At 72.6% G+C, this 13,019-nt stretch carries 10 protein-coding genes and 1 pseudogene; 5 read left to right on the forward strand and 6 right to left on the reverse strand.

What is annotated here, in order from left to right; translation table 11 throughout:
* The first annotated feature begins 747 nt into the window (after nt 1-747).
* The gene (locus tag FHD63_RS06215) at nt 748-1,338 is read left to right on the forward strand and encodes a sulfotransferase family protein (RefSeq protein WP_158296722.1); all 591 of its coding nucleotides are present in this window, start codon (nt 748-750) and stop codon (nt 1,336-1,338) included.
* A 229-nt stretch (nt 1,339-1,567) separates the two neighbouring features.
* On the opposite strand, the pseudogene FHD63_RS06220 reads toward FHD63_RS06215, so the two are convergent.
* Nucleotides 1,568-4,049 (reverse strand): annotated as a pseudogene (locus FHD63_RS06220) (DNA gyrase/topoisomerase IV subunit A).
* Nucleotides 4,050-4,172: 123 nt separating this feature from the next.
* The gene (locus FHD63_RS06225) at nt 4,173-4,841 is read right to left on the reverse strand and encodes a GntR family transcriptional regulator (RefSeq protein ID WP_139721021.1); all 669 of its coding nucleotides are present in this window, start codon (nt 4,839-4,841) and stop codon (nt 4,173-4,175) included.
* Between the two features lie 83 nt (nt 4,842-4,924).
* On the opposite strand from FHD63_RS06225, the gene FHD63_RS06230 reads away from it, so the two are divergent.
* Nucleotides 4,925-5,944: a 1-aminocyclopropane-1-carboxylate deaminase gene (locus FHD63_RS06230; RefSeq protein ID WP_139721023.1), complete on the forward strand. Its 1,020-nt coding sequence runs from the start codon at nt 4,925-4,927 to the stop codon at nt 5,942-5,944.
* On the opposite strand, the gene FHD63_RS06235 is transcribed toward FHD63_RS06230, so the two are convergent.
* Nucleotides 5,923-6,633, reverse strand: a complete 711-nt coding sequence (locus FHD63_RS06235) for a 5'-methylthioadenosine/adenosylhomocysteine nucleosidase (RefSeq protein WP_170215590.1) — start codon at nt 6,631-6,633, stop codon at nt 5,923-5,925. The two genes, FHD63_RS06230 and FHD63_RS06235, sit on opposite strands and share 22 nt — an antisense overlap.
* Before the next feature lie 42 nt (nt 6,634-6,675).
* On the opposite strand from FHD63_RS06235, the gene FHD63_RS06240 reads away from it, so the two are divergent.
* The 3 genes from FHD63_RS06240 to FHD63_RS06250 are packed head-to-tail and all read left to right on the forward strand — an operon-like array spanning nt 6,676 to nt 9,662.
* A complete protein-coding gene (locus tag FHD63_RS06240) occupies nt 6,676-7,887 on the forward strand; it encodes a metal-dependent hydrolase family protein (protein WP_139721027.1) in 1,212 nt (403 codons plus the stop codon).
* Nucleotides 7,887-8,870: an ornithine cyclodeaminase family protein gene (locus tag FHD63_RS06245; protein ID WP_139721029.1), complete on the forward strand. Its 984-nt coding sequence runs from the start codon at nt 7,887-7,889 to the stop codon at nt 8,868-8,870. The genes FHD63_RS06240 and FHD63_RS06245 overlap by 1 nt, the downstream gene beginning before the upstream one ends.
* Nucleotides 8,871-8,879: 9 nt before the next feature.
* Nucleotides 8,880-9,662: an alpha/beta fold hydrolase gene (locus tag FHD63_RS06250; protein ID WP_139721031.1), complete on the forward strand. Its 783-nt coding sequence runs from the start codon at nt 8,880-8,882 to the stop codon at nt 9,660-9,662.
* 137 nt (nt 9,663-9,799) lie between these two features.
* On the opposite strand, the gene FHD63_RS06255 is transcribed toward FHD63_RS06250, so the two are convergent.
* The 3 genes from FHD63_RS06255 to FHD63_RS06265 all read right to left on the reverse strand — a co-directional run bounded on the left by FHD63_RS06255 (nt 9,800) and on the right by FHD63_RS06265 (nt 13,006).
* Nucleotides 9,800-10,663, reverse strand: coding sequence for an ABC transporter permease (locus tag FHD63_RS06255; protein ID WP_139721033.1), 864 nt, complete (start codon nt 10,661-10,663; stop codon nt 9,800-9,802).
* Entirely contained in the window at nt 10,660-11,643 is a 984-nt protein-coding gene (locus FHD63_RS06260; protein WP_139721034.1) for an ATP-binding cassette domain-containing protein, read from the reverse strand. Before FHD63_RS06260 ends, FHD63_RS06255 begins: the two co-directional genes overlap by 4 nt.
* Nucleotides 11,644-11,737: 94 nt before the next feature.
* Nucleotides 11,738-13,006, reverse strand: coding sequence for an amidohydrolase (locus FHD63_RS06265; protein ID WP_170215591.1), 1,269 nt, complete (start codon nt 13,004-13,006; stop codon nt 11,738-11,740).
* Nucleotides 13,007-13,019: the final 13 nt, after the last annotated feature.

Genomic DNA, 13,019 nt, shown 5'->3' on the forward strand with positions numbered 1-13,019 from the left:
TGGGACCCCTCGCCAAGCGTGAACGCCCTGATGACCGTTGGCCCCTTTGTACTCATCGTTTTGGTCTCCCGCCACGTTTTCGAACGCCGCGGGCGACCAACCGCCCACCGGAGCGACTCGAGCAGCACGTCGAGCCAATGACGCATCGCCATCGGGGCTCAGCCGCACGGCGCCGGTGACCGATCGACTACTGCACCGCCAGAGACAGACGCGCCAGCATGCGCGCGTGCGGCGGGCATGCCGCACGCGGCATGCCCGGACGTCGGTGGGCTGTTCCATTCAGCAGTCCGCTCGGCCACGATCTGCTGTCTGGACAACAGCCCCGCCACGCAGCCAATAAGGAGTCGGCAGCCAAGGAACTGAAGCTTTTAGTTGCCGTCCAGAGAGAAGCCAACAACGCCCGCCACCGTCGCAATGGCCATCGCGACGATCATTACCATTTTCTCGCGCCCTCTCCTACTCCTGTGGCAGAGCCGAACCTATCGCCTGAAGTCCGATGGCAGGTGCGCCAGGACACCCGGGTGCCCCAGTAGCGGTAGGCGCCGGGGCCCAGTCCTCGAGGTACGCGCGCACCTTTGTCACATCGCTTCCCGCAGAGCTGCTTTCGCGTTGAACGGAGCCCTAACAACTTTGGTCTCGGCAGTTGGCGGACAGTTCGACGAAACTACTCCAGATCGTGGCCCAATCCTGGAGAACCATCTATGCAGGTAGCGGACCGTCGGGAGCTCGATGTGAGACGGTGTGCTCATGAAGGTAATCGGGGCCAGCTGGGGGCGGACCGGAACAACGTCTGCGTCCGCAGCACTGGATCTGCTCGGATTCGGTCCCTGCGTGCAGATGCAGACCATGTGGGAACGGCCCCAGCTCGCCAGAGCGTGGGCCGCGCACTATCGGGGAGAGCAGGCAGACTGGGAGGAGTTGCTCCATTGCTACGGAGCAAGCCTCGACTGGCCGGGGGCCTGGGAGTGGCGGCGCTTCGCCGACCTGTGGCCGGATGCCCGCGTCCTCCTCACCCTCCGAGATGCAGAATCGTGGTACGACAGCGCGCTCGGATCAATTCACTCCTGGACGGCGCCCGGACAGGATGTAGGTCCCCCAGCAGTAGCCGAGTTACTCAGCCGGGTCTGGCAGGAGCATTTCGGCGGATGGCATCGCTTCCTCAACCGTGAGCAGGCGATCGAAGCGTACGAAGCGCACGTCATCGACGTCCGGCGCGAATGTCCGCCCGAGCGTCTCATTCAATGGCGAGTCGCCGATGGCTGGATGCCGCTGTGCGAGCAACTCGGTGTTCCTACACCGGATCAGCCTGTCCCTCACCTGAATAGTCGAACGGGTTGAGGAACGGGACTGCCGAGAGACACCTACTGGATCGGTCCTAGTACCTACACATCCACTGATGGCAAAACGGGATCAACAACTCTCTACCGTGCTTCGAAGGTACTTGGACAACGCGCTGTATTCGGCATGAGGGTGATGTACCGACCTTCCACGCCTGCTTTCTGCGACACCGCCTGACGAGGGTGGGGTCCGTCGAGGACGCCCGTCCCGATCGACCGTGCGGACTGACTCAGCCGACCGCCGCGATGGGGGCTGCGGCGGGGACTCCTGAGCCGTCGCGCTTGTCGTTCGTCTCCGGCAGCTCCACGGCGACACCGTTGGCGGACGCGGCGCGCGGGGGAGCGGCGCCGGCCCAGCCCAGCACGAGCGCGTCCTCGCCGCGCAGCAGGCGGTGGCAGCGGACGCCCCCGGTGGCGCGCCCCTTGGTGGGGTAGGCCCCACAGGTCGGTGACCTTGACGGACCCCGTCTGGGTGCCCGGTGCGGCGTTGGCGGTTCCGGCGACGGTGACGACGACGTTCTCCAGCGTCGCGTCGACCGCGGCGAAGCCGATGACGCTCGCACCTGCGCCGAGCTTGACGCCGGCGATGCCGCCGCCGGAGCGGCCCTGCGCCCTGACCAGCGAGGAGGAGAAGCGCAGCAGCTGGGCGTCCGAGGTGACGAAGACGAGCTCCTCCTCACCGGTCGCCAGCTCGACCGCGCCGACCACGCTGTCGCCGTCCTTGAGCGAGATGACCTCGAAGGAGTCCCGGTGGCCGGGGTAGTCAGGGTTGACCCGCTTGACCACGCCCTGCTGCGTGCCGAGGGCCAGCCCCGGCCCGTCGCCGGTCAGCGTGCACAGCCCGAGGACCTGCTCGCCCGGCGGCAGGTCGACGAAGGCCGACAGCGGCGCACCGCCCGAGAGGTTCGGGGACTCCGCCGACGGGGGCAGCGCGGGCAGCTCGACCACCGACAGCGTCACGACGCGGCCGGCGCTGGTGAGCAGCCCCACCGTCCCCCGAGCCGTCGTCCGCACCCGGGATCTGATGACGTCGTGCTTGGTCCGGCGCCCCCCGGTGCCGAGCGGCTCGTCGTCCGAGGCGCCGGCCCGCGCCAGCAGGCCCGTGGAGGACAGCAGCACCCAGCACGGGTCGTCGGCGACCTCGAGGTCCATCCCCGACGCCTTCCCACCGGTCGCCGGCCCGCCGGCGGCGGAGGCGGCACCCGTGCCGTCGCTCTCCAGCAGCACCGTCCGACGCGGCGTCCCGTGCTCGGCCGCCACCGCGGCGAGCTCGTCGCTGACGACCGTGAGCAGCAGCTGCTGGTCGGCGAGGATCGCCTCCAGCGCCTCGATCTCGCGCTTCAGCTCGTCCCGCTCGCTCTCCAGCTCGATCCGGGAGAACTTCGTCAGCCGGCGCAGCTGCAGGTCGAGGATGTGGTTGGCCTGGATCTCCGAGAGGTCGAAGACCTGCATCAGCCGGGTCCGCGCCGTGGCGACGTCCTCGGCGGCCCGGATGAGCTGGATGACCTCGTCGATGTCGAGGATGGCGATGAGCAGACCCTCGACCAGGTGCAGCCGGTCCTTCTTCTTCCCCAGCCGGTGCTCGGTCCGGCGCCGCACCACGTCGGTGCGGAAGTCGACATACACCTGGAGCAGCTCCCTGAGCCCCAGGGTGCGCGGCTGCCCCTCGACGAGCGCCACGTTGTTGATCCCGAAGGACTCCTCCATGGGCGTGAGCTTGTAGAGCTGCTCGAGGACGGCGTCGGGGTTGAAGCCGGTCTTGATCTCGATGACCAGGTGCAGGCCCTTGGTCCGGTCGGTGAGGTCGATGATGTCCGAGACGCCCTGCAGCTTCTTGGCCTGCGCCAGCTGCTTGACCTTCTCGATGACCTTCTCCGGCCCGACGAGGTAGGGCAGGTCGGTGACAACGATGCCCTTCTTGCGCGGCGTGACGTTCTCGATCCGCGCCGTGGCGCGCGTCTTGAACGACCCGCGCCCGGTCTCGTAGGCGTCCCGGATGCCGTCCAGCCCGACGATCCGCCCGCCCAGCGGCAGGTCCGGCCCGGGCACGAAGCGCATGAGCGCCTCGAGGTCGGCCTCGGGGTGGGCGATGAGGTGCCTGGCGGCCCCGATGACCTCGCCGAGGTTGTGCGGCGGCATGTTGGTGGCCATGCCGACCGCGATGCCGGTGGCACCGTTGACCAGCAGGTTGGGGTATGCCGCGGGCAGCACCTCGGGCTGGAACAGCTGGTCGTCGTAGTTGGGGACGTAGTCGACGGTGCTCTCGTCGAGACCGCCGGTCATGAGCAGCGCCGCCGGCGCCATGCGGGCCTCGGTGTAGCGGCTGGCCGCGGGGCCGTCGTCGAGCGAGCCGAAGTTGCCGTGGCCGTCGACCAGCGGGAGCCGCATGGTGAAGGGCTGCGCCATCCGCACCATCGCGTCGTAGATCGCGGTGTCCCCGTGCGGGTGGTACTTGCCCATGACCTCACCGACGACCCGCGAGCACTTCACGTGCGGGCGGTCCGGCCGCAGACCGAGCTCGTTCATCGCGTAGAGGATCCGCCGCTGCACCGGCTTCAGGCCGTCCCGGGCGTCCGGGAGCGCCCGGGAGTAGATCACCGAGTAGGCGTACTCCAGGAACGCGCCCTCCATCTCCTCCTGGACGTCGACCTCGAGGATCTTCTCCTCGACGTCGAAGAGGTCTTCGCTCTGCGGGCGCTTGCGACGAGCCATGAGGGGGTGGGGCGACCTTTCGTGCTCACGGAGGCCCGGACGGGCGTGTCAGGGTCGATCCAGGGTATGCCGCGCGCCCGGGATGACGGCGGAGGCGCGGCGGTCAGGGGACAGGCGCAGCGGTCACGGGGGAGGCGCGGTCGGCCCGGGGCGGCCCAGGCCGAGCCAGTTGGCCCGGGTCGCCTCCGCGGCCCCGGCGGGGTCGCCCTCGCGCAGCCGGCGGACGATGAGGTCGTGCTCGGTGGGGGAGTCGCCACCGGTGATCGAGCCGAAGTGCAGGAACTCCGCCCGCCGCAGCATCGCCGTCACCGCGTCCAGCTGCTCGGCCAGGATCGGGTTGCCCGCGGCCCGGACGGGCACCGCGTGGAAGTCGTCGTCGGCCTGCAGCGCCGCGGCCGGGTCGGGGACGGCCAGCGCCGCCCGGAGCCGGCCGGTGGCGGCGTCCATCGCCGCCAGGTCGTCCTCGCCCAGGCGTGTCGCGGCGGTCCGCACCGCCAGGGCGTGCAGCTCGGCCACCACCTCCCGGGCGTGGGCGAGCGTCGTCTCGTCCTCGGGGGCGACGGTCGTCACCCGCCCGGGCCGGGCCAGCACCAGACCGTCCCGGGCCAGCCGGAGCAGGGCCTCACGGACCGGGGTGCGGGAGACCCCCAGCCAGGCGCCCAGCTCGGCGTCGTTGATCTTCTCCCCGGGAGCCAGCCGGCCGCGCACGATCTCGTCGCGGATCCGCCCGTAGACGTCGTCGCGCAGGAGGCGACGGGTCGTCGTGCGCGCGGGGGTCGTGGGCACCGGCATACCTCCAGCCTAGACGCGCCCGACCTGCGATATGCAATATATTGCAGGGAGGTCCGGCCGGCGGACCGGGAAGAGAGCACGCGATGGCCCTGTCCGACCACCCCCGTCACCCCCTGACCTTCGGCCCCAGCCCGGTGCACCCGTTGGACCGGCTCAGCGACCACCTCGGCGGCCCTCGCATCTGGGCCAAGCGCGAGGACGTCAGCTCCGGGCTCGCCTTCGGGGGCAACAAGACCCGCAAGCTGGAGTACATCGTCCCCGACATCCTCGCCTCCGGCGCGGACACGCTGGTCTCCATCGGCGGCTACCAGTCCAACCACACCCGGCAGGTCGCCGCCGTCGCCGCGCACCTGGGTCTGAAGGCGGTGCTCGTGCAGGAGCGCTGGGTCGACTGGGAGGACCCGGGCAACGACCGGGTCGGCAACATCGAGCTCTCCCGGATCATGGGCGCGGACGTCCGGCTCGACGACGCCGGCTTCGACATCGGCATCCGCCCGAGCTGGGCGGCGGCGCTCGCCGACGTCGAGGCGGCCGGCGGCACGGCATACCCCATCCCGGCGGGTGCCTCCGAGCACCCGCTGGGCGGCCTCGGCTTCGCCAACTGGGCGCACGAGGTGGTGGCCCAGGAGGCCGAGCTCGGCGTGTTCTTCGACACCGTCGTCGTGTGCACGGTGACCGGCTCCACCCACGCGGGGATGGTCGCCGGGTTCGCCGAGATCGAGGACGCGGGCGGGCGACCGCGCCGGGTCATCGGCATCGACGCCTCGGCGACGCTGGACAAGACCCGGGCGCAGGTCCGCCGCATCGCCGACCACACCGCCGGCCTGCTGGAGCTCGGCCGCGACCTGCGCGACGACGAGGTCACCGTGCTGCCCGGGTGGGAGGGTCCGGCCTACGGCATCCCCGACGCGTCGACCGTCGAGGCCATCCGGACGGTCGGGCGGCTCGAGGGGGTCATCCTGGACCCGGTCTACGAGGGCAAGTCGATGGCCGGGCTCATCGACCTCGTCGGCGACGGCACCATCGACGCGGGCTCCACCGTCCTCTACGCGCACCTCGGCGGCCAGCTCGCGCTCAACGCCTACAGCGCGATCTTCGACTGATCCCCACGGAGGTAGTGCTCGACCACCTCGGCCATGAGCCGCGCCGACCCGGTGAGGAAGGCCGGGAAGTCCTGGGCCGCGCCGTGGTCGGCGGTGTCGGACAGCGCCCGCAGGACGGCGAACGGCATCCCGAGCGACGTGGCCGCCTGGGCCACCGCTGCCCCCTCCATCTCGACGCAGAGGGCGCCGAAGTCGGTATGGAGAGCGGCCGCCCGCGAGGCGGAGGCGACGAACTGGTCGCCGGAGGCGATGCGCCCCTCGTGGACGGCCCTGCCGTCCCGCGCGGCGCTGGCGCCGGCGGCCTCCCGCAGGCGCCCGCTCATGGCCGGGTCCGCGGACCACGAGCCGGGCTCGCCCAGCAGCTGACCGGGCGGGCGGCCCAGGGCCGTCACGTCCACGTCGTGCTGGACCAGGTCGGTCGCGACCACCAGGTCACCGACCTGCTGACCGGGGGCGACGCCCCCGGCGACCCCTGTGAACAGCAGCGACGTGGCACCGGCGGAGTGCAGGAGCGTGGTCGCCATCGCGGCGTTGACCTTGCCCACGCCGCACCGGGCCAGCAGCACCTCGACCCCGTGCAGCTGACCCCGGTGGACGGTGAGGTGGCCGGCGCGCAGCTCGACCGGGTCCTGCAGCAGCCGCCGGTTGTCGGCGACCTCCGTCTCGATGGCCCCGAGGATGGCGAGCATGGCGCCGATCATCGCAGACCGGTGACGGCTAGCCTCGGGAGCATGACGAGCACTCTCTTCACCGGCGGCACCGTCGTCGACGGCACCCTGTCCGAGCCCCGCGTCGCGGACGTCCACGTGGTCGACGGCCGCGTGGCCGAGGTCGGGCCCGGCCTCGGCGTCGAGGCCGACACGGTCGTCGACTGCACGGGGCAGACCGTCCTGCCCGGGCTCTTCGACTGCCACGTGCACTTCATGTTCGAGCAGCCGAGCGTGGGGCGCATCCTGCAGACCCCCTTCAGCCTGCCCTTCTTCCAGGCCGCCCAGCGCATGCGCACCACGCTCGCCACCGGCATCACCTGGGTGCGCGACGCCGGCGGCTCGGACCTCGGGGTCGCCGAGGCGGTGCGCCGCGGCCTCACGCCGGGTCCGCGCATGCAGATCGCGCTGACGATGATCAGCCAGACCGGCGGGCACGGCGACGGCTGGCAGCTGTGCGGCGCCCACGTCGACCTCATGCCCGAGCACCCGGGCTGCCCCTCCGGCGTCGTCGACGGCCCGGTCGAGATGCGCCGCAAGGTCCGCGAGCTGGTCCGCGGCGGCGCCGACGTCATCAAGGTCGCCACCAGCGGCGGCGTCCTGTCACCCCGCAGCAACCCGCTGCACGGCCACCTGCGCGACGACGAGATCGCCACCCTGGTCACCGAGGCCGGCGCCGCCGGGCTGCACGTCATGGCGCACGCCCAGGCCACCGACGGCATCAAGACCGCCGTCCGCGGCGGCATCCGCTCGATCGAGCACGGGATCTACCTCGACGACGAGGCGATCGAGATGATGCTCGAGCGCGGCACCTGGCTGGTGCCGACCCTGCTGGCGCCGCGGGCCGTCCTCTCCCAGGCCGACGCCGGCGTCCCGCTCCCGGACGCCGTGGTCGCCAAGGCCCGCATGGTCTCCGAGGCGCACGACGAGTCGGTGCGCCGGGCCATCGCCGCCGGCGTCAAGGTGGCGATGGGCACCGACTCCGGGGTCGGCGTCCACGGCACCAACCTCGACGAGCTGGCGATCATGCGCGACCTGGGCATGAGCGAGCTCGCGACGTGGCACGCCACCACGCAGGTCGCGGCCGAGCTGCTCGGGGTCGAGGAGGACCACGGCACCCTCCAGCCGGGCAAGGTCGGCGACGTCGTCGTCCTCGACGGGGCGTGGGACGACCTCGCCGGCCTGGGCGACCGGGTGTCGTCGGTGTGGCTGGCGGGGGAGCGGGCGCCGGTCTGATGGAGGTGCTCGACGCCGCCGCCGTCCGGGCGGGTCTGGACCCGGCCGCCCTCGTCGAGGCGCTCCGGGAGGTCTTCGCCGGGCCGGGGCCGGTCGTGCCGGAGCGCACGCTGGAGCCGCTCGGCGGCGACCCGCCCGCCACGCTGCTGCTCAAGCCCGCCTGGGGCCTGCACGGGTGGCTCGGCGTCAAGGTCGCCACCCACCACCCGGCCAACGGGGAGCGGGGGCTGCCCGCGATCCAGGCCACCTACCTGCTCCTCGAGGAGGCCACCGGTCGCCCGGTGGCCGTCCTGGACGGCACCGAGCTCACCCGGTGGCGCACCGCCGCGGCCAGCGCGCTCGCCGCCGACCACCTCGCGCCGGAGCGGGTCGAGGAGCACCTGCTGGTCGGTGCGGGCAACGTCTCCGCCGCCGTCCCCGCGTGCTACGCGGCGGTCCGCGACGTCGGGCTCACCCGGGTCTGGGCCCGCGACCGCGGCCGCGCGGCCGCGCTCGTGGAGCAGCTGCGCACGCAGGGGTATGCCGCCGACGTCGCCGACGACCTGCGGGCCGCCGTCCGCACCGCGGACGTGGTCACGACCGCCACCTCGGCGACGAGCCCGCTGGTCCTCGGTCGGGACGTCCGGCCCGGGACCCACGTCGACCTCGTGGGCTCCTTCCTGCCGACGATGACCGAGGCCGACGAGGAGCTCATGACGGCCGCCCGGGTGGTCGTCGACGTCGCCGAGGCGCGGCACACCGCCGGCGAGCTGGTCGGCCCGCTGGGCCGGGGCACGCTGACCGAGCAGGACGTCGCGACCACCCTGGCCGACGTCGTCTCCGGCCGCGCGCCCGGCCGGACGTCACCGGAGCAGGTGACCGCCTTCGTGTCCGTGGGCACGGCGGCGGAGGACCTCGCCGCCGGGGTGCTCGCCTGGCGCGCGACGACCTCGTCCCGAGCGAGCGACCGACCCGGCCGACGCGGCCGAGGAGCACGGCCCTAGGGTCACGAGATGACTCTTCATCACGTACGGCGCGGCAGCGGTAGCCCCCTGCTGCTGGTCCACGGTCTCGGCGCAGGCTCGCAGTCCTGGGCGCCCATCCTCGACCGGTTGGCCGCCGAGCGGGAGGTCATCGCCGTCGACCTGCCCGGGTTCGGGCAGTCCCCGCCCCTGGCCGGAGAGGTCTCCATCGCGACCCTGACCGACGCCGTCGCGGGCTTCATCGACGAGCAGGGGCTGGGTGCGGTGTCCACCGCCGGCCAGTCCATGGGCGGACGGATCGTGCTCGAGCTCGCGCGCCGCGGGCTCGGCGGCGACACGGTCGCCCTCGACCCGGGCGGCTTCTGGACCGACCGCGAGGTCGCCGTCTTCAGCGGCACGCTGCGCCCGTCCATCCGGCTCGTCGGGGCGCTCCAGGCGGCGCTGCCCGCCCTGGTGGGCAACCCGGTCTCCCGGTCGGCCCTGCTGGCGCAGTTCTCGGCCCGCCCCTGGGCCCTGTCGGCCGAGACCGTGCTGCCGGACCTGCGCGGGCTGGCGACGGCCCCCTCGACCGGCGCCGCCATGGACGCGCTGACCAGAGGGCCCAAGCAGGCGGGTGCCCCCGCCGGCACGCTGCCCGGCCGGGCCACCATCGGCTGGGGTCGCCGGGACCTGGTGACGCTGCCGCGGCAGGCGCAGCGCGCCGTGGCGGCGTTCCCGGACGCGCAGCTGCACTGGTTCGAGCGGTGCGGGCACTTCCCCCAGTGGGACGCCCCGGCGGAGGCGGCGCGGCTCATCCTCGACCGGACCAGCTGAGCAGCCCACCGGAGCCACCGCCCACCGCACGTCCACCCACCGCACGGCCGCCCACCGCACGTCCACCCATCGCGGCCACCACGCACCCCGCCGAGGTCCTGGCACGGGGCCCGCACGAGCGGCAGCCCCGTGCCCCCTCAGCGCGAGGAGGCCTGGCGGAAGCGGTTGACGGCCAGCGGCACGAAGACGGCCAGCATGAGCAGCGACCCGGCCACGGTGGTGAGGATCGGGTTCTGCATCGGGAAGGTGTCCGGGGTCGGCGCCGCCCCCGTGTTGCCGAAGAGCTCACGAGCCGCCTGCACCAGGGCCGAGATGGGGTTCCAGTTGGCGAAGGTCTCCAGCACCGGAGGCAGGTTGTCGGACTGCACGAAGGCATTGGAGATGAAGGTCAGCGGGAAGAGGATCATGAACGAGGCGTTGTTGATGACCTCGGGCGTGCGCACCACGATGCCCAGCAGCGCCATCACCCAGCTGAACGCGTAGCTGAAGAGCAGCAGGATCCCGACGCCGCCGAGGAAGCTGAGCCAGCCCTCGTGGAAGCGCCACCCCACCAGCGCGCCGCTCAGCATCATGATGACCACGGACACGCCGTTGAGGACGAGGTCGGCGTTGGTGCGCCCGAAGAGGACGGCCGAGTCGTGCATCGGCAGCGTGCGGAAGCGGTCGATCATCCCCTCCTTGAGGTCCTGCGCCATCTGGTAGCCGGAGAAGGTGGAGCCGAAGAGCACCGTCTGGCCGAAGATGCCGGCCATGAGGTAGTCGGTGTAGTTGCCGCCGTCGATCTGGATCGAGCCGCCGTAGACCTGCGAGAAGAGCAGCACGAACATGATCGGCTGCAGGACCGCGAAGAGCAGGATCTCGGGGTTGCGGCGGAACTTGATGAGGTTGCGCCACGTCACGGTGCGGACGTCGCTGGCCCACGAGGCGAGCGGGGTCGTCGACGGGGGGCCGGAGCTCTCGGCGGTCTCGGTCGGCCGGGGCGGGGCGGTGTCGGTGCTCATGCGCTCTCCTCGAGCTCGCCGGCGGTGTCGTCGGCCTGCTCCCGGCCGGTCAGCCGCAGGAAGACGTCGTCCAGGGTGGGGCGCCGCATCCCGGCGTCGTGCAGCCGCACGCCCTCGCTGTCGAGGTCGCCGAGGACGTGCTGCAGCGCCCCCGGGCCCTCGGTGACCGGCACCGACAGGGTGCGTCCGCCGGTGTCCTGCTGGACGTCCTCGGTCCCGTGCCGGGCCAGGACGGCCCGGGCGGTGTCCGCGTCCGCCGCGTCCACGAGCGTGACCACCACCCGGTGCCCGCCGACCTGGGCCTTGAGCTCGTCGGCGGTGCCCTCGGCGATGACCGTGCCGTGGTCGATGACGCTGATGTCGTCGGCGAGGTAGTCGGCCTCCTCGAGGTACTGGGTCGTCAGCAGGACGGTGGTGCCCTCGGCCACCAGGTCCTTGATGACCTCCCACAGGCCCAGCCGGCTGCGCGGGTCCAGGCCGGTGGTGGGCTCGTCGAGGAAGAGGATCTGCGGGCTGTTGACCAGGGCGCAGGCGAGGTCGATGCGCCGGCGCATGCCGCCGGAGAAGCCCTTGACCGGGCGGTCGCCCGCCCCGGCGAGGTCGAACTGCTCGAGCAGCTGCTCGGCGCGCGCCCGGGCCCGCGCACCGCCGAGGTGGTAGAGCCGGCCCACCATCTCGAGGTTCTCCCGGCCGGTGAGGTGCTCGTCGACCGCGGCGTACTGACCGCTGGCGCCGATCACCCTGCGCACGCCCTCGGGGTCGTGCAGCACGTCGACCCCGGCGACGCTGGCGGTGCCGGAGTCGGGGCGCAGCAGGGTGTTGAGCACCTTGACGGTGGTGGTCTTGCCGGCCCCGTTGGGACCGAGCAGGCCCTTGACCGTGCCCTGGGGGACGGTCAGCGACAACCCGGCCAGCGCGTGCACGTCGCCGGAGCGGGAATGGTAGGTCTTGCGCAGGTCGTGCGCCTCGATGATGGCCACGCAAGGATGCTACTGCCGTCCACCGACAGACCCCACCCCTTGAGGTGAGGTGGGCGCCCGGGTGGCCCGGCGGACGGCATACCCCGCGGGTCGCTCAGCGGGCCAGCCACTCCATCGCCGCGGCGACCATCGCGCGCACGCCGGTGTCCAGCATCGGCTGCAGCACCGGGGCGAAGTGCGGGGAGTGGTTGTGGGGGAAGTCGGCCCGCTCGGTGCCGCGCTCCTCGGCGGCGCCCCAGTCCTGCGCGTCGAAGGCGCCGAAGCCCCAGTAGCACCCGGGCACCCCCCACGCCGCCGGCAGCTCGCCGAAGTCCTCCGAGCCCATCTCGGGGGTGAAGTCGCGCACCTGCGCCTCGCCGAGCTCGGCGGTCAGGGCGGCGCGCACCCGCTCGGTGGCCCCCGGGTCGTTGTCGGTCACCGGCAGGTGGTCGAAGGTCTCGAAGCCCGGCTCGGGAGCGCCCCAGGCGAGGGCCTCCGCGCGGGCCGTGCGCTCGATGACCTCCAGGCAGTGCGCCGCCACCACGCCGTCGTAGGTCCGGACCGTCCCCTCCAGCACGGCGTGCGCCGGGATGATGTTGGTCTTGGTGCCGGCGGCGATCCGGCCGACGCTCACGACCGCCGTCGCCTGCGGCGAGACCTGCCGCGACACCACCGTCTGCAGCCGCATGACCAGCGACGCGGCCATGACGACCGGGTCGATCGCGGTGTGCGGCGCCGAGCCGTGCCCGCCCTTGCCGTGCAGGGTGATCCGGAAGTCGTCGCAGCTGGCCATGATCGGCCCGGGCGCCACCTGCACCGACCCGGCGGGCCCGGGCAGCACGTGCTGGCCGAGCGCGACGTCCGGCCGGGGCAGGAGGTCCACCAGCCCGTCGGCGACCATCGCCTCGGCGCCGTTGAACTGCTCCTCGGCCGGCTGGAAGACGGCCACCACCGTCCCCGCCCAGTGGGCGCGTCCCTCCAGCAGCAGCCGCAGCGAGGCCAGCAGCGTCGCCACGTGGGTGTCGTGGCCGCAGGCGTGCATGACCGGCACCTGCTCACCGGCGTCGTTGGTGACCCTTACCGTCGAGGCGTAGTCCAGCCCCGTGTCCTCGGCGACCGGCAGGGCGTCCATGTCGGCGCGCAGCAGCACGGTCGGACCCTCCCCGTTGCGCGCGACCACCGCGACCCCGGTGCGCCCGATCCCGGTGTGCACCTCCAGGTCCTCGGCGTCGGGCATCCCGGACACCTCCTGCACGACGCGCGCGGCCGTCGCGTGCTCGGCCATCGAGAGCTCGGGGTGGGCGTGCAGGTGGCGGTAGACGTCCTCCAGCCAGGGGCGGATCGTCGGCAGCGGCTGCAGGACGGCGGCGGTCGCGGTGCTCATGGGGCGAGGGTAT

It is taken from the genome of Serinicoccus chungangensis (assembly GCF_006337125.1).
In the GTDB taxonomy this organism is placed as follows: Bacteria; Actinomycetota; Actinomycetes; order Actinomycetales; family Dermatophilaceae; genus Ornithinicoccus; species Ornithinicoccus chungangensis.